Annotated in this window: 20 protein-coding genes; 15 read left to right on the top strand and 5 right to left on the bottom strand. The window is 34.7% G+C overall.

The genetic code is table 11. The features are described from left to right. Positions 1 to 56: 56 nt before the first annotated feature. Positions 57 to 2,639, bottom strand: a complete 2,583-nt coding sequence (locus CFE53_RS04805; protein WP_148120732.1) for a site-specific DNA-methyltransferase — start codon at positions 2,637 to 2,639, stop codon at positions 57 to 59. Between the two features lie 175 nt (positions 2,640 to 2,814). After that, positions 2,815 to 3,210, bottom strand: a complete 396-nt coding sequence (gene yhbY / locus CFE53_RS04800; protein WP_148120731.1) for a ribosome assembly RNA-binding protein YhbY — start codon at positions 3,208 to 3,210, stop codon at positions 2,815 to 2,817. A gap of 99 nt (positions 3,211 to 3,309) precedes the next feature. On the opposite strand from yhbY, the gene CFE53_RS04795 reads away from it, so the two are divergent. From CFE53_RS04795 to CFE53_RS04775, 5 genes are all read left to right on the top strand, one after another. Next, entirely contained in the window at positions 3,310 to 4,827 is a 1,518-nt protein-coding gene (locus CFE53_RS04795; protein WP_148120730.1) for a methanogenesis marker 3 protein, read from the top strand. A 242-nt stretch (positions 4,828 to 5,069) separates the two neighbouring features. Further along, a complete protein-coding gene (locus CFE53_RS04790; protein WP_148120729.1) occupies positions 5,070 to 5,729 on the top strand; it encodes a carbonic anhydrase in 660 nt (219 codons plus the stop codon). 747 nt (positions 5,730 to 6,476) lie between these two features. Beyond that, positions 6,477 to 7,664 carry a homocitrate synthase family protein gene (locus CFE53_RS04785; protein WP_148120728.1) on the top strand — a complete coding sequence of 396 codons (1,188 nt, stop codon included), beginning with the start codon at positions 6,477 to 6,479 and terminating at the stop codon, positions 7,662 to 7,664. Beyond that, entirely contained in the window at positions 7,661 to 8,242 is a 582-nt protein-coding gene (locus CFE53_RS04780; protein ID WP_148120727.1) for a hypothetical protein, read from the top strand. The genes CFE53_RS04785 and CFE53_RS04780 overlap by 4 nt, the downstream gene beginning before the upstream one ends. 362 nt (positions 8,243 to 8,604) lie before the next feature. Beyond that, a complete protein-coding gene (locus CFE53_RS04775) occupies positions 8,605 to 8,913 on the top strand; it encodes a chorismate mutase (RefSeq protein WP_148120726.1) in 309 nt (102 codons plus the stop codon). A 29-nt stretch (positions 8,914 to 8,942) separates the two neighbouring features. Here CFE53_RS04775 and CFE53_RS04770 read toward each other — a convergent pair whose 3' ends face one another. The 3 genes from CFE53_RS04770 to hacB all read right to left on the bottom strand — a co-directional run bounded on the left by CFE53_RS04770 (position 8,943) and on the right by hacB (position 13,179). Then, positions 8,943 to 10,628 carry an S-layer protein gene (locus CFE53_RS04770; RefSeq protein ID WP_148120725.1) on the bottom strand — a complete coding sequence of 562 codons (1,686 nt, stop codon included), beginning with the start codon at positions 10,626 to 10,628 and terminating at the stop codon, positions 8,943 to 8,945. 286 nt (positions 10,629 to 10,914) lie between these two features. Next, positions 10,915 to 12,690, bottom strand: coding sequence for a ribosome biogenesis/translation initiation ATPase RLI (locus CFE53_RS04765; protein ID WP_148120724.1), 1,776 nt, complete (start codon positions 12,688 to 12,690; stop codon positions 10,915 to 10,917). Next, on the bottom strand, positions 12,691 to 13,179 hold the full coding sequence (gene hacB, locus CFE53_RS04760) for a homoaconitase small subunit (RefSeq protein ID WP_148120723.1): 489 nt from the start codon (positions 13,177 to 13,179) through the stop codon (positions 12,691 to 12,693). Positions 13,180 to 13,547: 368 nt separating this feature from the next. Between hacB and CFE53_RS04755 the strand changes: the two genes are divergently transcribed. The 10 genes from CFE53_RS04755 (at position 13,548) to CFE53_RS06950 (ending at position 24,471) form a co-directional block, all read left to right on the top strand. Next, positions 13,548 to 14,657 carry a hypothetical protein gene (locus CFE53_RS04755; RefSeq protein WP_148120722.1) on the top strand — a complete coding sequence of 370 codons (1,110 nt, stop codon included), beginning with the start codon at positions 13,548 to 13,550 and terminating at the stop codon, positions 14,655 to 14,657. Between the two features lie 429 nt (positions 14,658 to 15,086). Then, positions 15,087 to 17,000: an aldehyde ferredoxin oxidoreductase N-terminal domain-containing protein gene (locus CFE53_RS04750; RefSeq protein WP_148120721.1), complete on the top strand. Its 1,914-nt coding sequence runs from the start codon at positions 15,087 to 15,089 to the stop codon at positions 16,998 to 17,000. 8 nt (positions 17,001 to 17,008) lie between these two features. Further along, complete coding sequence (gene afpA, locus CFE53_RS04745) at positions 17,009 to 17,563, top strand: archaeoflavoprotein AfpA (protein ID WP_148120720.1); 555 nt, start codon at positions 17,009 to 17,011, stop codon at positions 17,561 to 17,563. A gap of 124 nt (positions 17,564 to 17,687) precedes the next feature. Continuing rightward, a complete protein-coding gene (locus CFE53_RS04740) occupies positions 17,688 to 18,764 on the top strand; it encodes a hypothetical protein (protein ID WP_148120719.1) in 1,077 nt (358 codons plus the stop codon). 1,011 nt (positions 18,765 to 19,775) lie between these two features. Next, complete coding sequence (locus CFE53_RS04735; RefSeq protein ID WP_148120718.1) at positions 19,776 to 20,546, top strand: coenzyme F420-0:L-glutamate ligase; 771 nt, start codon at positions 19,776 to 19,778, stop codon at positions 20,544 to 20,546. An 8-nt stretch (positions 20,547 to 20,554) separates the two neighbouring features. After that, a complete protein-coding gene (locus tag CFE53_RS04730) occupies positions 20,555 to 21,091 on the top strand; it encodes an SIS domain-containing protein (RefSeq protein ID WP_148120717.1) in 537 nt (178 codons plus the stop codon). A gap of 616 nt (positions 21,092 to 21,707) precedes the next feature. After that, positions 21,708 to 22,793 carry a 3-dehydroquinate synthase II gene (locus CFE53_RS04725; RefSeq protein WP_148120716.1) on the top strand — a complete coding sequence of 362 codons (1,086 nt, stop codon included), beginning with the start codon at positions 21,708 to 21,710 and terminating at the stop codon, positions 22,791 to 22,793. A gap of 11 nt (positions 22,794 to 22,804) precedes the next feature. Further along, positions 22,805 to 23,563: a geranylgeranylglyceryl/heptaprenylglyceryl phosphate synthase gene (locus CFE53_RS04720; protein ID WP_148120715.1), complete on the top strand. Its 759-nt coding sequence runs from the start codon at positions 22,805 to 22,807 to the stop codon at positions 23,561 to 23,563. Positions 23,564 to 23,567: 4 nt separating this feature from the next. Next, the gene (locus tag CFE53_RS04715; RefSeq protein WP_148120714.1) at positions 23,568 to 23,969 is read left to right on the top strand and encodes an HIT family protein; all 402 of its coding nucleotides are present in this window, start codon (positions 23,568 to 23,570) and stop codon (positions 23,967 to 23,969) included. A 355-nt stretch (positions 23,970 to 24,324) separates the two neighbouring features. Beyond that, the gene (locus CFE53_RS06950; protein WP_148121163.1) at positions 24,325 to 24,471 is read left to right on the top strand and encodes a hypothetical protein; all 147 of its coding nucleotides are present in this window, start codon (positions 24,325 to 24,327) and stop codon (positions 24,469 to 24,471) included. The last annotated feature ends 984 nt before the right edge of the window (positions 24,472 to 25,455 follow it).

Below are 25,455 nucleotides of genomic sequence, written 5' to 3'. Positions count from 1 at the left end.
AAATCTTTAATTATTATTTTAATTATTGTTCTTTTTTACTGTTTACTGTCATCTACTTACCACCATATTAAAGGTTTGATTAATTTATAATCTAAATTATCAGTATTCACTATTTCTCCATCTTCAAATTCTACATATCCCTCTCCAATTCTCTTTATCCACTTTCCATATAAGTTGGAGATAGTCTCTGCAACGTCTATATTCTTGTAGAGTTTTTCAAGGTTAACCTTAACCTTGTTGTTTTTATAGTCTATCTCTAACGCCTCCAGGAGTTTTAAATCCTTCATAAATATGTATTGATTGTAGGGATCCTCTGTTGGATCGAAGAATGGATCGGTATCTGAGTATTTAACCCTTCTTAAGGTGTCTTCATATTGTTCTAATTGGTAGTATTTGAAGAAACCTCCTGCATTATCCTTGTTGTAGATCTCTTTAACGTCATTATCTTTTGAGATTCCAGATTTATCATAGGCTAAAACCTTCTTCATCCTAGGTAAGATTACAGTGTAGAAGTGTTCCCCCATCTCTACTCCTATCCACTTTCTCTTTAACTTATGTGCTACCGCCGTTGTTGTTCCAGAGCCGAGGAAGAAATCCATAACTATATCTCCAGGGTTTGATGTTGATTGGACAACTCTTTTAAGGAGTTGTTCGGAGTTTTCTGTTGGAAATCCAAATTTACTGGGAATAACATAGGAAGGTATATCTGTCCAATTTGAAGTTAGTTTCTCCTCAGGGGACTGTAGAATTTCCGGCATTCCTTTTACTAAATTACCCTGTGTATCTATATATTCTTTATTTTTATTGATTCTTATCTTTCCTTTTTTTATAAACTCATCGATCTTCTCCTGTGAAAGTGCCCAATGTCTACCTTTTGGCGGTAATAACGGTTTTCCAAAGAAGTATCTTACTTGAAGTTCATATGTAGATCTTTCACCTGGGAGGTGCATAGGTAGCCATTTTTGTTCCTTTCTCTTTTTAACAGGATAGTTAAACAGCATCTTCTCCCATGATTTAGAATAAAAGAATAGAGATTCTGTCCCTGTAAGTAATTTATTAACTTCACCCTTTGGTACATCACCTCTCTTTAAAACTATCTCATTCCTAAAATTCTCCCTCCCAAATATATCATCCATCAAAAACCTAACATAATGGTTCCCGTGGTAATCTATTCTAACAAATATACTCCCAGTATCCTTCAAAAATTCCCTTGCCAATCTCAACCTGTTCTCCATCATCGTTATCCAGGCGGAATCTAAAAACCTGTTAATGTACATGGTGAATTCGTTACTTCCAGTATTAAAGGGCGGATCTATATAGATCGTCTGCACCTTCTCCTTAAACTTCGGTAGTATGGTATTCAAAGCCTGCCAGTTTTCACTCTTAATTAACCACCCGTCCAACTCCTCATCTAAGTTGTCAAACAAACTTAAGATCTCAACCTCTAAATCTTTAAAATACCTTGTATCAATTGGTAAAAATCGACACTCTGGATTCAAGTTTTTACCTGTTATAGTTGGTATCAAGATCCCCTTAGGATCGAAATCCTCATCGACTAAATCCAACAGATACCACTCAACTACCTGATTCCCTATCTCCCCAACCTCCTCAAACCTCTCCCTATAAGATCTGTTATTTTCTTTAATACTCCTCCATCTATCTAACTCTCCCTTAAACTCCCTCTTCTGTTCAATCAACCTATCCACTATTTTTTCAATAACTTCTATTCCCCCTTCTTTTTTAGCGATCCTATCCAAGGTGATCACATAGTTACTGTTTAAAACAAACTTAGGTTTCTGCCAGATCTTAACTAACTCATCCTCGAACTGCCCCACAAAGTCGATGATCTTATAGGCGATCTCCTTCAAAACCTTCAACTGTTTAACCCTCCTTTCAGTGAATTCTGTCTCATCGGAGTAGATATACTGATAAAACCAGAGATCAAACTGCTCCTTCAAAAACCCCCTTGCATTTTTGTTTATAAAGTAATCCACCTCGTTCTGCTTTTCAAAAACCCTAAAAGTTCTCTCTAAGGTCTCCTCATCTAACACTATACCTTTCTTCTTCAACTCCTTTAAGATATCCTTCAATTTAGTTTTCCTCCCCCTTTCAGAGTAGAGTACGTTAAATACAACTGTACCATCCCTAACCTCCTTCAACTCAAAGATCAACTTCCTCTTCTCGTTAGTTTTTTTATGCTCCAACTTGGAGACATCGAAAATAAACCTCACACCATCTATCTCAACTTCCATCCCCTTAGGTTGTATATCTGTCTTGACGTAGTATAGCATATGGGTTTTCCAGAACATTACAACGTCCCTGTTATCTGTATAAACCCTCTCGTAGATCCTCTCATGAAAGGGAGTGTATCTGAAGTAAATAGATCCACTCTCACTGAAGTACCTTCTAAAGAAACTGTAAAGTTTATCGAATAACTCCTTTTTAAACTCTGGAAACTCCTCTGTTTTTTCATCTATCTCTTTCTGCAACTCCTTAAAGATCTTATCAAAATACTTCGTCTTTATCCTCATTAGGTTGATGTATCCAGACTCCCCCTCAACCTCTGCACCTATAAAAACATCCTTCAACACTTCAAAAAATTTAGATTCAGGATCCTGGATAAAATTCTTATTTTTCATCTTTATCCCCAATTATTTTCCCTTCTATATTATGTTAATAATATCTATTTATTCCAATATATTTAAATTTAATTAATTAAATAATAATATAAAAAATTGATACACTAAGAACAGTAATATAAATAAAAGGAATGAATATTTTATTGAATTCTCAATGTATTTTGCAGTATACAACCTAAGACCCTCTAAATTTCTTAGCAAATTTCAACTTTTCAAACTCCTTTATATACTTAGACTTCTCACTCTTTTTACTGGTGTATCTCTTCCACCCCTCCCTTGGCCTAAACAGTGTTATTACATTCCCAACTAAACTTACAACTTCCGCATCTGCCTCTGAAGCCAGTTTTCTAGCAATATTTTCCCGAGTATCTTTCTCCAGTGCTATCCTTCTAATTTTAACCTTTATAAGCCCTTTATCCTTTATCTGTCTTTTTACCTCGTTTATAACCTTATCTACACCTTCCTTTCCTATCCATACCACAGGTGATAGTGAGTGAGACTGTGCTCTAAGTATCTTTCTAGCCTTTGAAGTTAATCTCTTACGTGACTGTAATGAGACATTGTCCTCCATAATTATTTCCCCACAATTTTTATAGTAATTAATATAATTAAAATAATTTTATACCCAATATATCTTTTTAACTATATAAAAGTATTAGGAGAGGATCCCATGGTAAAGGTATTTGTAAATGGTAAGGAAAAGGAAGGAAAAACCCTTAAAGACGTGATTGAGGGAGAGTTTTATATTGAGGGGAGTAATGTAGTAATAGTGAAGGGAGTAAAAAAGGAGGTAAAAAGATCTAAGAAATACAAGATCACCACAACTAAGGGAGTATTGATAATAGGTATAACTGAAGATTCTAAGGTGGTAGATTTTTGGAATAGAAACTATAAGAAATTTGTTAATAAGAGTGTTAGATGGAGAGGAATATCTGATGTCGCATTTGGGCCTATTACCATAGATTTAGAGATGAGTAATAAGCCCGAGAAATTTAAGAAATGGGATGTAGTACTAAGTATATCTGGATTTGATAAGGAGGAAGGACATCTAGTATTTATCAAGAAGGACACTACAGAGGTATACGGTATTGAGAATCCAAAAATAGGGATTCTTATAGGAGGTAAGAAGATACTCTCCCAACTAACTCCAGAGGATAGAATACTCTCCATAGAACCTCTAAGGGAATCAAAGGAGATGGTGGATTATCTAACAACAAAGGATCTCAATATAGAACTTGAAGAGGGCTGGAAGATTTGGACCTACTGCGAAGGAGAGTTAGATGGACCTCCTCAAACTGTTGAGCATGTCCTTGCACTTATGGAGAACAACTACTTTGAGATCGGGGAGCATACAAATACCTATATTGCAGACTGTAGATTACAGAGTCTTGATATAGAAGAGGAAAACATAGAAGATAGGTTTAGAGGTGCTATTACAGTTAGAAACAGTGGGGAGGGTGTTGGTAAGGTTTATATTTACAGGGATGGGAGAACATCCACTCCTTCACATACTGTGGTAGGTAGGATAACAAAGGGCATGGAGTTAGTAGATTTTTCAGATGAAGGCGTTATAACTGTTAAGTTGAAACCTGAGAGATTAAATGTCTTAGGAATGACTCAAGGTGAGGCTTCTAAGTTATTCAGTAGATACGGTATAGAGCATGAGAGGGAAGGAGATAAGGACGATAATGCTATAGTGGTTGAACAGAAACCAGAGTACACCTTAGAGGTACTTAAATCTAAGAAGGTAATAACTAAAGGACTATCTCCAGATAAACTGTTATATATAGAGATATTTGATAGCAAGGCCCCAAGAACTGCCTGGTACTTTAGAAAAACCTCTGGACTCACTACAAGGAGGATAGGTAAGTTGAAGGTGTATTTCAAGGTAGGAGATATGGTAATGTTTGAAAGGAACGAAAATTATGCCCGTGGATTACTACCTGAAAATACGCCCTCAGAAAGGGTAGAGGGAGGTTATATAGGAGTAACAAATATGGTTAAAAGATATAAGGGGTACATAGGTGTAAGGTTAAACCCACATGATAAATACGGTCCTACAGGGGAAACCTTTGAAGGTACTAATATTGTAGGTAGAGTGGTTAAGAATATAGAGATATTAAAAAATGTGAAGGTGGGAGACGAGGTATATCTTTTAGAGTTGACATCCTCCCATCCTAGAGGATAAAGTTTCTTTATAAGGTAATTTTTAAATATATGGGAATTTCTCGAATGGGAAGGGCTATGACAAATCCTCTGATAATATTTAATTTTTTATAGATTTAGTTCTTATTAAAAATAATAAATAAAAATAATTATTTTATAGTAAAATAATTATTAGGATCATTAAGTTTATAAAAAATTGAAATGAAGTTAAAATATTCAGAAGAAGGACAGAAAACAGAAACCACAGAATCAGGTGTTGTAAGTATGGAAGGTAAAGATTTAAATACATTGATAAAAAACTACATGGAGTATAAAAAGAATTACTATGAAAAAAATAAGGAATTATTCCGTAAATTGGCTGAAGAGGGCCAGAAACCAAAAGTATTCTTTATAACCTGTAGTGATTCAAGGGTTGCTCCAAATATAATAACACAAAGTGATCCTGGGGATCTCTTTGTCTTGAGAGTTATAGGGAATTTTGTACCACCACATGAACATGCTTTAGAGTACAGTGGTGTTGCATCGGCAATAGAGTATGCAGTTTCAGTGTTGAAAGTGGAGCATATTATAATCTGTGGCCACTCACAGTGTGGAGCCTGTACATCTCTCTACCAAGATATTCCAGATGACCCAGAGATGATGGCCATAAAGAAGTGGTTAAAGGTTGCAGAGCCAGTTAAAAAGTATGTTTTAGAAAAGATAGAAAACAAGACGGTGGACAAAGAGAAACTTGCAGAACTTACAGAGAAAATCTCCATAAAATTCCAGATCGAGAATCTCATGACGTATCCAGGAGTAAAAAGGAGAGTGGAAAATGGAGAACTTTCAATACATGGGTGGTACTTCAGGATAGATACAGGAGAAATAGAGTACTACGACCTAGAAAAGGATGAATTTTTACCTTTGGAACTTTATTTGAAGTAAAATAATTATATTTTCTGTTTTTGTTGTTGTATTTTTATAGTTAAAAACCTAGTTTTTAAACATATAATCAAAAATAGTAAAGGATAAATGATTTAAAAATTAAATAAAAATAAAAAAGAGGGCGAAGGTAAGCAATGTTTTTTATTTTTTATGTTTTTGGATATATATTTTTATAGTTATTTTCTTATTTTTATTGAGATTCTGGATATTTACCAATAGAATTGAGAAAACTATTTTTTAAAATCCTCAATATATTTTAGTATAACCCTAATTCCCATCAAAAAAATTCTGATAAGAATAATAATTATAAAAATAGAAAGTATAAAAAGAAGATATTAAAATCAAAATAAGAGATAATCTCCTAAGATTGCCCTAAGATACTATGGAAGTGGAGCAGATCCTTCTTAACAGTTTGCTATTATTAATTTTATTATTTTTTTTATTATCTAAATCTTACTTTGATGGGAATTAAGGTTTATTTTATTATTATTCCCTCTTAAGATTTTTATTATTTTTATCATAATAATTATTATTTTTTAATTACAATCTTGATGGGAACTAGGGTTTTAGTATATTTTAATATTATGAAGAAGTTTAATATTTAGTGATGAATTATATATTTTATTGGTTTGTTATTAAATACTAAATAAGGTTTTTACACATTTCCTATATTCCCTTATACTTTATCTTAATCTAATATGAACTGGTAGTTCCGATCTCTAATAACTTCTATCTTGGTGAAAGGTTATGAAGTGGAAAGAAGGATGTCCCTACAATCCCAAGTTAAACATAGATGTTGAAGAACTATACATCTACGATACTACATTAAGGGATGGAGAACAGACGCCAGGTGTCTGTTTCAGTAAAGAGCAGAAGTTAGATATTGCAAGGAAGTTGGATGAATTAGGAATTAAACAGATAGAGGCTGGTTTTCCTGCTGTATCTGATAGGGAGAGGGAGACTATAAAGGAGATAGCAAATGAGGGACTGAACGCTGATATACTGGCCCTTTCAAGGGCTCTAAAGGAGGATATAGATAAGGCACTCTACTGTGATGTAGATGGTGTTATAATCTTTATTGCCACATCTCCCCTACATCTGAAGTACAAACTTCGTAGGACGTTGGAGGAAGTGGAAAAGATGGGAATGGATGCAATAGAATACGCCAAGGATCACGGCCTCTTTGTGGCATTCTCTGCAGAGGATGCTACGAGAACACCTCTCGAGGATCTTTTGAGGATCCACAAGAATGCAGAGGAGCACGGTGCAGATAGGGTTCATATTGCAGATACCACAGGAGTAGGCACGCCTCAATCTATATACTATATATGTTCAGAGTTGAGGAGACATCTGAAGAGGGCACATATTGGGGTACATTGTCATAACGACTTTGGTTTTGCTGTGATAAACTCTATATATGGGGTTATGGGAGGGGCAAAGGCTATCTCCACTACAGTAAATGGTATTGGGGAGAGGGCTGGAAATGCTCCCTTAGAAGAGGTTATTATGGCACTGATGGTGCTCTACGATGTTGATCTAGGGTTGAATATCTCTGTCTTGAAGGAACTTTCAGAACTTGTTGAGAGGTACTCCAAGATACCTGTACCAGTTAATAAACCTATAGTAGGGGATAGGGTATTTTACCATGAAAGTGGCATCCATGTAGATGGGGTACTTGCAAATCCATTTACCTATGAGCCCTTCCTCCCTGAGAAAATAGGCCATAGGAGGGAGATTGTCTTTGGAAAGCACTCTGGAGGTAGGGGAGTACGTGCCAAATTAAAAGAGATGGGTATTGAGGTATCAGATGATGATCTTTTGGAGATCGTTAAGAGGATAAAGGAGACAAGGGAGGAAGGTACTGAAATAGACGATAGGGTGTTTAGGAGTATTGTAGAGGAGGTAATAAAAAATAAAAAAGAGGGTTCTAAATGAGAAAGTTATTAATTTTATTTCTTGTATTTGGAATGATGGTAAGTTTATCCATGTGTATTGAGAGTACCTGGGATCATTCTGGAGTTGTAGAGAACAAGAGATCCTTTGAAGATACTAACGAAGTAAATTTAACCATAGGTGGACAGCCAATCCAACTTGTTTTAAGAACAACTGTAAGAGAGGCACTCTCTACAGAGTTGATAAATACCAACGACAGCGATATTGTGGAGAATTATTTGAGTCATAGAATAATATATCTCGAGTATAACAGATCCCTATCTCTCGAGGAGGGAAAACTGTCTTTAATAGATCTATCTCTAAAGTTGGGTTTTTTAAGACCGCTGTATGGACATGTTATTGTAGACGATAGCATATTTAAAAACGAGAGTGAGAGGGAGAAAGTTAAGAGTAGTAATATTACCTTGATATTGAAGGTAATTAAAGGAAACAGAAGTGCAACAATAGAGAAGGTAAATAATAGAACATACATAATAGAGGGCAATTCACTGGAGGAGTTAGATAAGGCAGTGTCTAGGTTTGTACTGGCAATATACAAAGGTATTGCAGAGGAGGGTTGAAGGGATTAATTTTTTATCCAATAAAAAGAGAGTTAAACACATAATAGCGGCTTTAAACTATATAATAAAAATTAAAATAATAATAAATAAAATTAAAATAAAAATTAGTATAAAATAGAAAGAGAATAAAAAATTCCCTATTCCTTCTTTAGAGTTCAATCCTATCTTTAAAAAGGAGGAATTAGTAGAACCACGCCCTACTCCTACAGTACTTGGGTAGACCAGAAAATAGAAGTATATTTATCTTTTTATCTAAAAAATTAGTTATTTAAAATTTTTAGGATTCAGATCGGGTAAGTATCATCATATCTCAGATAACCCTCTTCTCATCATCATCCTAAGAAAAATATAAAGGGGGAAAAATGGAGAATCCTATGGAGAGACTTAGAAGTATTAGGAAGGAGATAGATGAGATAGATGAGAAACTTGTTTATCTGATATCCAAGAGGACAGAGTACGCAAAGGAAATTGCTCATTTGAAGATGAAGTTGAACTGTCCTATAAACGATGAAAAGAGAGAGATGGAGATTAAGAAAAGGATATATGAACTGTGTAAGAAGTACAATTTAGATTTTGAGATGGTTTGGAATGTGATGGGTATACTTATGGAATACAACAAGAGAATTCAAAGAGAAGAAATCAACAGTAAAAACAATAAAAAATTACACTAAAAAAATTAAAAAATATTTTTAAGGGGGATTTAGTAGTTCTCTATGAGATACAGTGCAGCCTCTCTTGTTCTCTCTCTGTCTCCTCCTGCTACTACTAGTATCTTGTCATCTACTACCTGTAGTGTTGCTGGACTGTCGTTGTCAATGTTTATCTTACCTTCGTTCTGTAGTTCTTCACTTAGTTTGTTTGCAACTGGACCTCCTACGAGTATCAGGTACTTGTCAGTGTCTAAGGACGCCTCAGTGTCTAATTTTGCTATTGGTGTTTTTATTGGTACTACTTGCTGGGCTGTTGCTTTGATGTCTTTTAGTTTTAGTTTTGCGTTTAATACTTCTACTTTTTCTCCTATAGTCAATGGTACCTCCTTGGATACTTCCATCTTATATTTTGCGTATAGATTGTTGGGCTCATCATCATCAGTGAATTCTAATGTGGCATAGTCATTTACAAAATCTACAGAATCCCCTTTACCTAACTTTTCATACTTATCTCCTTCATATATTAATGCAAGACCGTAAAGTTCATCATTTCCAATTTTTAAGTACTTTGTTTTACATATATTTGTATCCTCTATTTCATCAAAGTCTTCGTTATCTATAGCTAAAAGGTTATCATTATTGTCAGTAGTTATTGCATACAATTTCCAATCTTTTACAAATTCCTCTCCTAATTCATATTCTTTAACATCCTTTGTAATAATTAGGGATGCATATCCATAAGTTTCTGATATATCTTTATATGTATCGTATACTATTACACCTATATCCTTGTATACAAATTCAAATGGAACTTTTTGGCTTTTAGAAGTTACTACTTCACCATCCTTTATGACCTTAATAGTCACTTCAGAATCAGTCCCCCCAACAACTGGTTGCAATACACTTTCAACTTTTACTTGATATCCATTACCTACATCTATAGTACTTCCTTCTTTCACATTTCCTGAGTATGCTTCCTTACCTAAATAAATTACATCTTCATCAATATCTACTATTCTGTAAATCTCACCTAAGAAAGGCATTTCCATACCAATACATAGTGCCTGCAAGTTTTGTGTATCTTTTTTACCATCTTTAAACATCAATGTACCGTATGCCAAACCATTCTTTTCTATAGTAAACCCAGTACTTGAATCATTTTTAACTGCTGCCAATAGAAACTCTATTGTATCTGCTTTCTTTATATCATCATTTTTACCAATATCGTCTGGATCTGCGTCACTATCAGTTATTAAGGTACTTAGTCTTGCTATTTTATTGTCTATTAAATCCCCTTTATCTCCTACTAGATTTTTAAGAGTATCTATATTATTATTATTTCTTAGACTCTCCGTATAACTTCTTTTAGGTGTTGTGAGTATCAGCATATATTCGTCTTGACCAAAATTTGGATTAGGAGTTAATTTATCTGACGTCTCAGTATCTGCACTTACTGTAAATTTTAAACATACTGATCCATCCTCAATAGTTGCATCCTTGTAGCACATTGATCCTATCTTAGCAGCTATATCTGCTGCAGATACTACGTCCATTGCAGCAGCCTTGGAACCTACAACTATTTCTACATTTGGTTGACCATCCTTGACTACGTTCTTCATGAATCCTTCAACATCTCCTATAGTTACTACACTTGCAGCCACTCCACTTGCCAAGGTGCTTGCTACCATTGCACCTCCTACTGCTATAGCAGTTATCTTTTTCAAACTCATTGCCATACCTTATCACCTAATATATTATAATTATAATTTATTTATTTTATTTATTTTATTTTTATTTTGTAGTTATGTCCTTTGACGGTAATTACTGTAGCATTTCTTATATATATACTTTACCAGTCGAAATAGTTGTAAAAACGATTTCATTAAAAAATAAAAAATATAATAACTTAATTTCAAAAAATAACTCATCATAATAAACATTTTAGGAAAATATTCAGTTGTAAATATTTGCAACTTTTTTAGTCCCATAATAAAATATTTCCATATACCTTAATATTTAAATTTAATTAATATAGTAATACTCCCCTATCTCCTTCTGATACCTGTCCATCTGACTACCCTCCTTATTCACCCTTGGCCTTCCAGTGTCAGGATCCCTTCTAAATGTAATCCCCATCTCCTTAAGGAACATATTCGCCCCAGTCCTCTTATCCAGTGGAGCACTACCTCTACCATACACTCCAGGCTCCCCACTAAACACCATAAATCTATCTGATATGTAGTCCTGGAAGAGTATATCGTGATCCACAACGAAAACCCCTGCTTCCTTCTCCTCTCCTATCCTCCTTATAATCTTAGACACTGCCAACCTCTGCTCCACATCTAAGAAGGCAGAGGGCTCATCGATCAGATATATATCTGCATCTCTCATAAGGGCAGAGGCTATTGCAACCCTCTGAAGTTCCCCACCAGAGAGATCTTCAATATAGAGATCCATAATCCTATCTATACCTAGGGGCTTTATAATCTCAGACTTATAAAATGAAGAATCTATATTTCCAATACCCCTTAAAAACTCCTCAACAGTCCCATCGTACTCTATAGATATATACTGTGGTTTATAGGAGATCCTTAGATCTCCCATGGACACCTGCCCCTCATCACATTCCATCTCCCCTGCAAGTATCTTCACAAAGGTAGTTTTACCTATACCGTTTGGACCTAAGATCCCTATAACCTCTCCCTTGTATATACAACCCCCTTCAACCCTCAAATTAAAATCTCCCAAGTTTTTCACTATATCACTGTACTCCAAAAGTAGTGGCCTCTCCCTGTAATCAATAGGTGGCCTCCTCTCAAATACCACAGGTTCCTTTCTAAACCTTATGTTCTCCTCCTTTAGATAACCCTCTAAATAAGCATTTATACCTACCCTTGTACTCTTAGGATGAGAAACTACCCCGTAGGCAGATGGAACCCCATACACTATATACACTAGATCAGACAAATAATCCAAAACTATAAGATCATGCTCAACTACAACTACTTTCTTCCCCTCAGACAACCTTCTTATAAGTTTTGCACAGTTGAACCTCTGCCTTATATCCAGCCAGGATGTAGGTTCATCGAAGTAGTATATAGTACCGTCCCTTAGACAGGCCCCAGCAATTGCAACCCTCTGAAGTTCCCCACCACTTAGTTTATCCAAGGATCTATTTAAAACATTCTTCAACTCCAAAACCTCAACCACCTCATCGAACATCCCCCTCTCGTCAACCCTCCTCAACAGTTCCCCCACAGTACCCTTTACAACCTTCGGTAGCATATCCACATATTGAGGTTTATAGACAGGTTTTATCCTGCCCTCCTTGAGATCCTTAAAGTACCTCTGAAGTTCAGTACCAGAGAAGTACTTTATCACCTTATCATAGGAGGGCTCCTCCTCTAAGTTACCTAGGTTAGGTATAAGGTTCCCACTTAGTATAGAGAGTATCGTAGATTTACCTACTCCATTTGGTCCAAGGATACCAACAACCCCATCCCTTGGCACCACTAAACCGTAGAGTCTAAATCTGTTTTTACCGTAGGAATGGACAATCTTATCCTCTGTAAGTTCCTCTGGAAGTCCTATAATTGCAATAGCACCAAAGGGACACCTCTTTACACATATCCCACAACCACTACAGAGTTCCTCGGAGATAACAGGTTTTCCAGTACTCTCATCTATAACTACAGTCTCCTCCCCCATCCTAACCCCAGGACAGTACTTCATACACTCCAAGGAACACTTCTTAGGTTGACACCTGTCGTAATCCACTATAGCCAACCTACCTCCCATCTAATCACCTCTCTTCAACTTTGCATAATTTACCAGTCCCCCAGATTTTAAGATCTCCCAGGCTATACCTTCAGGAACCTCACAGGGCAACTCTTTATTACCTATCCTTATAACCTTCCTATCTAAATCTATCTCTAAAATATCCCCGTCCTTAACAACCCCCCTTATCTCCCCACATACAACAGGGATAAGCCCAATATTTATAGAATTCCTGTAGAATATTCTTGCAAAACTCTCTGCAACTACAGCCTTAATACCACAGTACTTTATAGAGATAGGAGCCTGCTCCCTACTACTTCCACACCCAAAGTTCTCCCCAGCAACTATTATATCCCCCTCCTTCACCCTCTTTGGAAAATCCTTATCAATACCGTACATACAGTAGGAGGCAAGTTCATAGGGATCTGTAGTTTTAAGATAGGGCCCCGGAATAATCCTATCGGTATCTATGTCATCTCCAAATAGGTGAACTCTTCCCTTTATTATCATATTTATCCCTCTGAGAGATATTATAATTCATTACAACTTATAAAATGGAGGTAGATTAAGTATATTTAACTTAGAATTTAAAGCTGTGTTGGAAAAGAACATTTTTTAATTATAGTTAATTATAATAACTATTTTAATAATAATATAAAATAAAGAATAATAAAAAAGTTGCTAAAAAATGAAGAAAAGATAAAATCCTAATTAATATTTATAAAATTAATAATTTTAATTTTTATATTTTTTATTTTAGAGTTTTTAATAATTTTTTTAAGACCTAGTTATTAAAATCACTTCCTCATAACTTATTATCATTTAAAATCTTTCTACCAGATTATAACAATTAATACCTTATTAATATAGTGGTACACATGTTTTGGGATGATTTAGACAAAATAAAAAATTACGATTTTTTTCAGGAGATTGAGAATAGAAGTAATATAAAACTGATAAAGTACTTCTTAAAGTATATCTTTCAGGGAGATGAATCATATCAAGAATTACTGAGAGGTCTTTTCAAAAATAGAGAAGAGGAAAAGGAGAAGAAAAATTCACTGATTGAATATTTAACCCTCATAATAGTAGCTAATACACGGTACTATAACTTATACATTAAAAACTATATTGAAAGGTATAAAAAGAAATATTTAAAAGAGGTTCTAAAAGACAATAATAAACTTAATAAAGTATCTGTTTGGGAGTTTATAAAGGTAAGTGCCCACTCCAGGAACAACGATCTAAAACTTGAAAGGTTAGATGTAAAAAATGGATTAGTTAATATAGATCCTATAAGGGAAACATACTACATAGAAAAAATGAGGATAAAACTAAGGGAGATGATAGAAAAGATAAGAGCAAACAAAGATGTGAATCTCCTGGAAAACGAGAGTGTCAGGGAGATAGTAAGATTCATGGAAGGAATGGTTAAATTCAAGGATATAGGGGGAGGTATAAGATCTGTAAAATTTAAGGGCGAGATACCCTTAGAGTGGCACCCTCCCTGCATAAGAAAGATACTGGAGGATATTCTCAGTGGAGGTTCCCCATCCCACTATGCAAGGAGGAGTTTTGTAGTCTACTGGTTCTGTGCAAAGTTCGATCCAAATCTTAGGCCCCTCAACAGAGATGGAGAGTTAGTAAATGTCAGTGCCTTAGATATTGCAAAGAGTGAAGAGGCTATAGAGAACTTCTTAGAGGAGATGTTAAGGATATTCGGCAACGTCGAGGATTTCAACCCTGAAAAAACCAGGTACTACATAAGCCACAACATAGGCTACAGAGTTGCAGATCATCTTACCCACTGTGAGTACTGTAAGAATTGGAGAGAGGATGGAGGTAAAGGACTTAGTTATTACTGCAATCCAGATGAGATCTGTAGGATGAGGAAAAATGGGAAGCCTGTTGTAATACATCCTTTGGATTATCTATGTTACAATATCAACAGACATGTTAAAAGTAATAAAAAGAGAGAAAAAGACTGATTACTGTTAAAAAGTTTAAATTTTTTTATATAATATAATTCTGTCTCTTTTTATGTTGCTATTTTTACTCCAATTATTTCAATTATTATTAATTTTTTATTATAAATTGAAAAGTTATGTCTATGATCAAAATAATTATTATAAAAACTAGTGGTAAAAAACTAGAGAAGTTATTAAAAAATAAAAAGTATAAACATATCTAGAGATCTCTCTTCTATTCCTGATTTGGAGGAAAAGGACTTTTCTGAGTATTTGATAATATCATCTATTTTAATCCCAATGATCAGAAAACATTTTAAGATTTTTTAATTTTTATTTATGTAATTATTTAAATTACTATAGTTATCAAAATTTCTTAATAAAAACTAAGGTTTTAATAAGATAAACGATAATAGTTAATAAAACTACAAAACATCTTGAGATGAAACTATGAATATAATAATAGATGTTAAAAATAAGATGTATGAAACTGTAAAAGGAAACTTCTTTCCACTAAGTTGGGGAGCCTACATTCATCATAAATATGAAACCTGGAAATATCCTCCATACCATGAAAAAAACATACTAACCTTTGGAAGGGGCGTTTTGCCCGTAATAGGTGGAAATAGGTTAATATTTACCTTCAGATCTCCTCTCTGGGATGGTTTCTTCTTTTCAGCAATGGGTGGAGCAGGGTATACACTTAAATTCACAGGGTTGAGGAACGTTGCTATTATTGGTAAGTGTGATAAACCTAGTCTCCTTATCATAGAGAGGGACGGAGAGGATATAAAGATAGATTTTATAGATATGGAGTCCTACTTGGAGGAATATACCAATATTTACCACTTAAACGACTACATATTAGAAAAATTCGGCGAGAAGAACTACAGGGCTCTCATAGTTGGACCTGCAGGGATAAACACCAATATGGGAGCTATATTTTCCCAGACTGTAAAAAATGGGAAACTCCTTGAAGGTTCAGAGGATTGGGCTGGAAGGGGAGGAGTTGGTTCTGTCCTCTTCAGAGCCCATAACATCCTAGGTATTGTATATTACGGAGATAAGGATAGTATTAAGGAGGAGTTAAAGAAGGAGAAGGAATTGGCGAAAAAACTTAAAAATATGGTGGAGGAGTACTACAACAAACCCTATATGGAGGTTATTCTAGAACATACTAAGAAGTACAGGTACAACGAGGAGACAGGTACTGGAGGAACCTTTGGAAATAACTATTTATATCTATTAGATACCACTCCCATCTTTAACTGGAGGATGCCCTATATACCAAAACATATAAGAATGGAGTTTCACAAAAAGATATTAAAATATCTAGTAGAAAGGTTCAACAGAGAGGCGATTGAGCCTAGAAATTGGACAACCTGTGGAGAGCCCTGCCCTGTCCAATGTAAGAAGTACAGAAAAGGTTTAAAGGTGGATTACGAACCCTATGAGGCCGGTGGGCCTCTTCTAGGAATCTTCGATATATATGCCACTGATAAGGTAGTTCATACTATAGACTCATTAGGCTTTGACGCTATAGAGTGTGGAAATTTAATAGCCTGGGTTTTTGAACTTCTCCATGTGGGATTACTGAAACCTGAAAAGGTAGGTATAGACAAACCTGTATTTGACATATCCCAGTATAAAGATGAAGAGGATATACTGAAGAACTCCCAGTACAATGGAGAGTTGGCAGTTAAACTTGCAGAGATCGTGGCTTTCGGTAAAAATGAGATGGGAAGGATACTGGGACTAGGGATAAGAAAGGCCTCCAAGATACTTAACGAGAGGTTTAAGGGAAGACTAGAGAATAGTAATGCCTTTAAGAGGTTCAACGACTACGGGGTATATGTGCCCTTTGGAGATGAGGGAGGAATATCTCCGACCATGTACTGGGCAATTGGAAACTTCATCCCTTACCTTATACAGGGGAGATATCTTACCTACTATAAGGCTGGTGTATTCCCAGAACCTGAGGAACTGGCTAGATTAAGTGTAGAAAGAATTATAGAGGAGATCACCTTAGATAATATAGGACTATGTAGATTCCACAGGGGATGGTGTGCTCCACTCCTGGACACCTTAGTAAAGGAAACTACAGGGGAGGATATAAAAAGTATTACTTACAAATTAATAAAAGATATATGGATCTACGATAAACTGTTAGGAGGTTATCCTCCATATATTGAGAGTCAGAGGGTTAAGGATCTAATCGTAGGTGGGGCTGAAGAGTTTGGAAATGAAACTTGGGCCTCCTACTTTGAAGTGGAGGGAGAAGGTAAACTGAAGGAGTATATAAAGAGAGTACTTGATGAATACAGTAGATTACTAGGAATAGATTGGAAAATGAATACAAAATAGGTGATATTATGATAAGGGTCGCCTGGGGTATAACAGGTTGTGGAGACAAAATAGAGAAGGTAGTAGACACTATGATATTCTTAAAAAATGAGTTCAAGGTAGATATAGATGTTTACGCCTCTCAAAGTGCTAAAACTGTATTAAAGTGGTATAAACTATGGGATAAGTTGATAGCAGAATTTCAGGATATAGGGGTAGAGGTAAACGCCAACGCCCCATTCTTAGCAGGAAAACTACAAACTGGAAAGTACGATATATTTGTAGTAGCACCAACAACTGCAAATACTGTAGCAAAGATCGCCCACTGTATAGCAGATACACTTATTACAAACTCAGTATCTCAGGCAATCAAAGCCGGAGTACCTGTTTATATATATCCTCCAGATAACAAAGTTGGAGAATTAGAGACCATTCTACCTGGAGGAAAGACCTTGAAATTACGTATAAGGAAGGAAGATGTAGAGAACGTTGATAAGTTAAGGGAAATGGAAGGTATTACAGTCCTCGACACTGTAGAGGATATTAAGAGGGCTATTTTAGAGTGTATAAATAACAAAAGTTAATTTTTTAATCTTTTTAATAAAAATTTTAATAATTAAATTAAAAAATTAAAAATAAAAATTGATTAATTTAAAAACTTCTAAATATTCCTAGCAACTGGATAACAGAATAACATACTGTGAAAATATGGTAAAGGTTAGATTACGAGATTTTGTAGAGACTGAAATTGGGTTCTTTGCAGTGAATACCTATGAACATCCAAGGGACAGGGTTTTTGCATTTCTAAGATATTTAAATCTAGATGTGGCAGGTAAAGATGTTATAGACAGGTATAATTTAAATAGAGGAGATATAAGAGAGTTAGATGGAAAAAGGTATATCAAAATATCAGATACCAGAAAAACCTATGACATACTAAGGGATATGTATCCAGAGTATCTATACTACGATGATAGAAGGGATGTTCTACTACATGCAGTTAGTAAAGATAAAATAATAAAGATACTGAGGCCCCAGGAGAGGTTGGAGGAGATACTCAACAACTGTCAAAATCCCTTTGAGGAGAAGTGTAAAACCCTTGCCAATATATTCCACCAGTGTGGGTTAGACTATAAATATATGGGGGTGTCTGGTTCCACCCTTTTAAGGTTAAACAGTGAAAATTCAGATATAGACTTTGTAATATACGGTATGAAGAACCATAGAACTGCAAGAGAGATATTGAGATCTATCTTTGAAGATGAAAAGTACAGTAAATACAGAGAGATAATAAAACCTCTCTCAGAGGAACATTGGAAAAAGGTGTACAACAAGAGAATAAAAGACAATACTATTTCCTACCAGGAGTTCCTAAGACATGAGATTAGAAAGTACAACAGGGGGTTAATTGAAAATACTACCTTTGATATACTTGCAACTAGGGACTGGGATGAGATAGAGGATAACTGGAATACTATCTACAGAAACCTGGGACCTGTTGAGATAGAGGCCCTCGTAGTTAACGATGACTATATATTTGACAGCCCTGGCATCTACAAGGTGGAGGATGTTAGGATATTGGAAGGCAGGGATAAGCATCTGGCACCTAGTATTAAGGAGGTAGTATCATTTACACACACCTACGCAGGCCAGGCATTTAAGGGAGAGAGGATAGTTGTCAGAGGTAAGTTAGAGAAGGTAATAACTACCAAGGGGGAGTATATGAGGGTTGTAGTGGGCACTTCTAGGGAGGCATTCAACGAGTATATAAAAGTAATTAGTTAATTTTCTCTTTCTAGTAAGGAATTATTAGCTATAGGATGCAATTTATTTAACTGTGCTATGGTAGTATTAGAACCGTTATTTTTAATCATAAGATAATAAAAATATATCATAAAATATAAGGTGCCTCTCCCATACTTCTAACCTTAGATTTAAACAGTTTAAACCTTGTAAAGGATGAATTCCTCTTTGACGAGGTTTTATTTCGTAAAATTCTCTTTTTTTATTATTTATTACTTTTTTAATTTTAATTTAATTATTATATTATCAAATTAATTATAGAAGTATTAAGGTTATTGAGAAAATTACCTTAATTTCTATCAAAAAGGATAACTAAAAATTATTAAAAAGAAGTGAAGCTATTAATTGTATCTATTAAGATTTTTCCTGGATACTAAGGGATAATGTGAAAATCGTAATATAAAAGATATCTAAAAGAGGGTAGAAAATCTCCTTTCCTCCAATACCTAGGAGTAAAAGAGAGGATTATTCTTTTATATTTTCTTCCCATTTTTAAACAATTTCTCTAATTATTTTTTTAATATTTTTTAAATGGGAATTAGAATTTTCAAGAAGAGTTTTAATTTATAAATGAGTTATAATAAGGTATAAAAAAGTATGAATCTATTGAAAATATCTATTAAGGATCTTTTATTTTTATATAGTGTTTATTAGTAAATATTTAAGATTATTTTTTATTAAATTGAAGTTTAAGAAGTAATATATCCAACATTTTATTCATAATAAATTATAAGGAAGAGTATAAAGATTAAAGTAAAAATATTAATTTAAAAATAAAAATATTAATAATAAAAGTTCTTCATATTGTCCTTCTCAAAATAGTTTTTAAGTTATATGAAAAACAGAGAGATTCAGATTTATTATTTTTATAAAGATGAATTCCTCCTATCTTCGATACTAGAAAGAGAAAATTTCCTAATTTAGTTATCAATATTGATTGTATCTTGTCATGATCTCTAAGGCCATAAATAATAAGTCTATATCTGGGATCTTATGGTTGAGAAGTATATAAAAGAGAAAAGAAGAATGGAACTTATAGGCCTTGAAATACCTGTAATATCTGAAGATGACAACTTAGGGATAGAATATCTGGCAGATCTCATATCCTCCTATCCATTGAGAGATAAAGATATTGTAGTGGTGGCAGAGACACTTATATCGAAACTTGAGGGAAATATTATAAAAAAGGAGGATGTTAAACCAACACCTTTAGCCCACAAGTTGGCAGAAAAGTTGGGAAAGTCTCCAGAGGTTGTTCAGGTGATACTGGATCAGGCGAAGGAGATAGTGAAGATAGGGGATGGATTCATTATCACAGAGACTAAACATGGGTTTGTATGTGCCAACAGTGGGGTGGATGAGAGTAACCTCAAGGATGCAATAAAACCTCTCCCAGAGGATCCAGATAAAAGTGCCTCATTACTTAGGGAGATGATAGAGAGGAAGACTGGGAAGAGGATAGGGGTTATAATAAGTGATAGTATGGGGAGGCCCTTTAGGAGAGGTTCCATTGGGGTAGCCATAGGAGTTAGTGGTGTCTGTGCACTCTGGGATAGAAAGGGAGAGAAGGATCTATTTAATAAGCCCTTAAAAAGTACGGAGGTTGCCATAGGGGATGAGTTAGCATCTGCCGCCTCGATACTTATGGGAGAGTCTAACGAGGGAATACCTGTGGTGATAATAAGAAACGCTCCAGTGCCCTTTACAGACGGGAGGGGGAAAGATCTAATAAGGTCTAAGGAGGAGGATGTCTTCAGGGATTAGGTGATAACTTGCTTGAGGATTATATTGATGAGGTTGTACTACATTTAAAGAGGTTGAAGAATATCAATTGGGATAGTGTAAAACAACTGGTAGACTTGATCGCCTCCTCCAACTCTAAGATATTCACCTACGGTGTTGGTAGAAGTGGATACGTAGCCCAGGCATTTACCATGAGGTTGATGCACTTGGGGTTTAACGCCTACTTCGTTGGGGAACCTAACTGTCCCTCTATAGGAGATGGTGATATACTTCTGGTAGTATCTCGTAGTGGGAGGACTTACTCAGTAGTTAATATGGTTAAGAAGGTAAGGAAAGAGGGCTGGAATGTTAAGATAGTATCTATTGGAGGTAAGGGAGAAATAGGAGATATTTCAGATATCCATATAGATCTGAATATAGGGGATTATAATAGGGAGTACTTTCCAATGGGTACTCTCTTTGAGGAACTTGCCTTTATACTGTTAGATGGGATAATATATCTTTTGAGGAGGAAATTAAATATTTCTGAGGAGGATATGAAGAGAAGGCATTGTAATTTGTTATGAAATCAATGATCTCCTAATAAAGATAATAATAATTATATAAATTATAAAAAAATATATTAAAGTTAACCTTAGTTCCCACCAAGTAGTGATTAAAAGAACAATAAAAATGGTTATTATAATAAGAATAATAAAGATCTTAGGAGTAATAATAAAATAAAAGGGATAGAGGTAAAAAAGTAAATAATCTTGGTTCTCACCAAGTAGTGATTAAAAGAACAGTGAAAATAACCAACTATAAAAATTATTAAATACCCTTAGGGATCTTTCTGAACACTTAGGTAAGATAAGAAATCTTATTTTGGTATCCACCATATTAGAAGGTGTACAGAGGATCATTTCCCTTCATCTTCTTTTAAAATTTTTTGTATATAGGATAATAGAAGTCTTCTGTTTTTTTTTTAAAACCTTTTTTCTTTATTTTTTATTTTTTATAATTATTTTTATTATTTTTTATATTATCATTTTTGATAGGAACTAGGGTTTTTATTATTATTTTTTATATTATTACTTTGGTGGGAACTAGGGTTTTAAAAAGTTTTGTTCATTATTATAAAAACCATAAATATTATAATAATTTATCGTAATAATTATTATCATAATAATCAAGAGGGATAAGATGAAGTTTGGATGGATATATGTAAGTGGAGATAACTGGAATGAGAGAAAAGAGATAGTAAAAGACGCCTTGGAGAGTTCTATTCCTGCAGTTTATGTTCCTAAGGAGGATATTGAAAAGGTTAGAGAACTGGGAAATATAAAGGTTGCATCTAAAGATCTCGATGCAGATATTGTTGTAATAGGTAAGGGAGAAGATTTGGATATATTAAGGAAGGCTAAGGAGTTGGGAAAGGAGACTGGAGTATACATACCAATAGAGGGGAAGGAGGATGAGGAATACGCTGCCGAGGTAAGTAAGTACCCATATGTAGATTACATCATAATAGAGGGGAAAGATTGGACAATAATTCCTCTAGAGAACCTTATAGCAAAACTTGCAGATAGTAATGTTAAGATAGTATCTGTTACAGATGATGTAGAGGAGGGGAAGACTGCATACGAGATACTGGAGAAAGGGGTAGATGGTACCTTACTACGTTCCAAAGACACTAACGAGATTAAGGACTTCTCAAAGATGATAGAGGAGATGAATGCCGAGAGGGTAAAGTTAGACTACGCCACTGTGAAGAAGGTAGAACCTATCGGTAGCGGAGATAGGGTATGTATAGATACCTGCACTATTATGGAGGAAGGGGAGGGGATGTTAGTTGGCTCCTACTCGAGAGGGCTATTCTTAGTCCATGGGGAGACTGTAGAGAACCCATACGTTGCTACAAGGCCCTTCAGGGTAAATGCTGGCCCTGTACATGCCTACGTCCTCTGTCCAGGCAATAAGACGAAGTACCTAAGTGAGTTGAAGGCAGGAGATAAGGTTTTAATAGTCAATAAAGATGGGATGACAAGGGAGGCTGTGGTTGGCAGGGTGAAGATAGAGAGGAGGCCCTTGGTACTCGTGGAGGCAGAGTACAAGGGGGATATACTGAGGACTATCCTTCAGAATGCAGAGACTATAAGGTTAGTTGGAGAGGGAGGGAAACCTATCTCTGTGGTGGATTTGAAGGAGGGGGATAAGGTACTTATAAAATTCGATGAGAGTGCCAGGCACTTTGGAATGGCTATAAAGGAGACTATAATTGAGAGGTAAGGTGTTATAAGATGGAGATCTCCATTGGGAAGGTGGAGAGGAGACTTTACAGTATTCTGGAAAGTGAAGGTGCCCTCTACTTTGTACTTGTGGATCCTGAAGATAGGAATATCTCCCAGGTGTTGGAGAGGGTTGGGGAGTACGCAGATGCTGTAATCGTTGGAGGGAGTATTGGGGTGTCTAACTTAGACGAGATTACAAGGGAGATAAAGAGGGTAGTTAAGGATGTCCCTGTTATACTCTTCCCTGGTAATATAGATGGACTGACTCCCTATGCAGACGCTGTATTCTTCATGTCCCTTATGAACTCCAACAACACCTACTGGACAACCTTGGCACCTACCTTGGGAGCACCTATTATTAAGAGGTACTCCTTAGAACCTATACCTATGGCATACTTAGGCGTTGAACCTGTAAAGAGGACTGCAGTGGGATTTGTTGGGGAGGTGAATGAGATACCTCAGAGGAAACCTGAGATAGCTGCCATGTACTGTCTCTCTGCAAGGTACTTTGGGATGAGATGGGCGTATTTAGAGGCTGGAAGTGGTGCAGAGTACCCTGTAAGTGATGAGATGATCAGGGTTTCTAAGGAGTTAAGTGGTATCAACATCATAGTAGGGGGAGGTATAAGGACTCCTGAAGTGGCTTACAGGAAAATAGTAAGTGGAGCAGATGCCCTTGTAACAGGTACTGTTGTAGAGGGAAATCCTTCTGTTATGGAGGATATAAGGGATGCTGTAAAGAGGGCAGGAAGGGAGAAGTTGAGGTGATACTATGTGTATCTTCTGTAAGATAGTTAAGAAGGAGATACCTGCAAAGGTAATATACGAGGATGAAAAGACTATGGCATTCTTAGATATAAATCCAAGGAGTAAGGGGCATACTCTAGTTATACCTAAGGAGCACTATGAAACCTTTGAGGAACTCCCAGAGGATACCGCCTTAGCTCTAATTAGAACTATCAAGAAGGTTTTAGAGATACTAAAACCTCTAAATTTTGATGGTTATAATATATTAAATAACAACAAACCTACCGCTGGACAGGAGGTACCTCATCTACACTTCCATATTATACCAAGGTATAAGGATGAGAAGGAGGAGGTGATTAAACTATCTTCTCCTGTAGAGGTGGATTTGGATAAGGTGTTGGAGGAGTTGAAAGGGGAAAAGAGTTAAGGTGCCTCAAAGTGGCTTCTATGGAATGTTATTACTGATTACTTTTTATTTTTTCTGCTTTATATATAGTAATAAATAAGCTTTTAGACTACACCAATTATCTAGATCTCAATTAAAAAAATAATAAAAATAATTAAAAAATTAAAATTAAAGAAAAATAAAAAATCTTAAAAAAATCTAGTTTTTTGTCTCCTAAACTATATTGGGTGCTGAAGAATCATTCTGGGACTCTGTTAAACTTTTTAAAGAGTTTTTTACCTATTTTGTCATTACTCTATTTTATATTATTCTTCAATGTTCAGGAATAGAGAGAATATTACCTATTTATGCTTCCAACAACTTATATCCAAGGTAGATAGAGTTTTTTATTTTTCAAAACCTTATCTTATTTTTTAATTTCTTATTTTCAACTATTACCATCATTACAGGAAATGATATAAAGAAAAATGGAGTGGGTATTTACTTAGAGGATTCAAGTGCTAATATAATCTATATATTTTAATAACTTCGTTAATAATAAACATGAAAATATCCGCCTCCATAACCCAATAAACCTCTGGAATTTACTCTTCTTCCCATTTAAAATCCTTGCCCCCTATCCAATTCAATTATTATCCCTTCTCTGTCTCATCTATCTTATTCTTTCAGTTGTTTCTTAACATATTTTTTAATTCTCCTATGATTTACTATTCGAAAGGAAATAGCAGTCTATTAGGATAGTGATCAATCCTCTTCTTAAATTAGAGAAAAATTGTAGCCGATAGATCCCAAGATCCTCATTAAATAAATAGTATCATACCTAGATTTTAGAATTAACCCTTTTTATATTAATCTATTTCCTTCTTATTTTTATAATAATAACCCTAGTTCCCATCAAAAAGATAGTTTAAAAAAATAATTATAAAAATAATAAATATAAAAAATGTAGAAAATATTTAAAATAAGAACTTTCTATCTCTCAAATATAACATTTTAAAAAGAAGATTGAAGGAGAATGATCCTCTGAAGATCTTCTAATATAGTAGATATCGGAGTAGAATTTCCTCTTTTTACCTAAGTGATTAGAAAGATCCTAGAATATTTAATAGTTTTTGTATAGTTTTATAATGATTATTTTAATCATGATTTTTATTATAATGATTATCATTTTCACTGTTCTTTTAATCACTACTGATGGGAACTAAGGTAAATTAAAGATCATAAAAACTAAAAAATTAAAAAGGAATCTTACTAGTCTATCCTGTATCCAATATTATTTTACTTTTTTATCTCTATCCCTTCAGAATTATTTTATTGTTATTCCTCATTAAGATTTTTATTATTTTTTATTATGATAATCATTTTTATTATTCTTCTAATCGCAATCTTGGTGGGAATTAGGGTTTTATAATAAAATATTTTTAAAATATTAATAAAAATTAATTTAAAAAAGTTTACCTTTAAAAACAATTGGAGATTAAACAATTGTATTTTTGATAATCTTCCA

The sequence above is a fragment of the Methanofervidicoccus sp. A16 genome, assembly GCF_003351865.1.
GTDB lineage: Archaea > AGJL01 > Methanococci > Methanococcales > Methanococcaceae > Methanofervidicoccus.
This window is presented reverse-complemented; position numbering and strand designations above follow the sequence as displayed.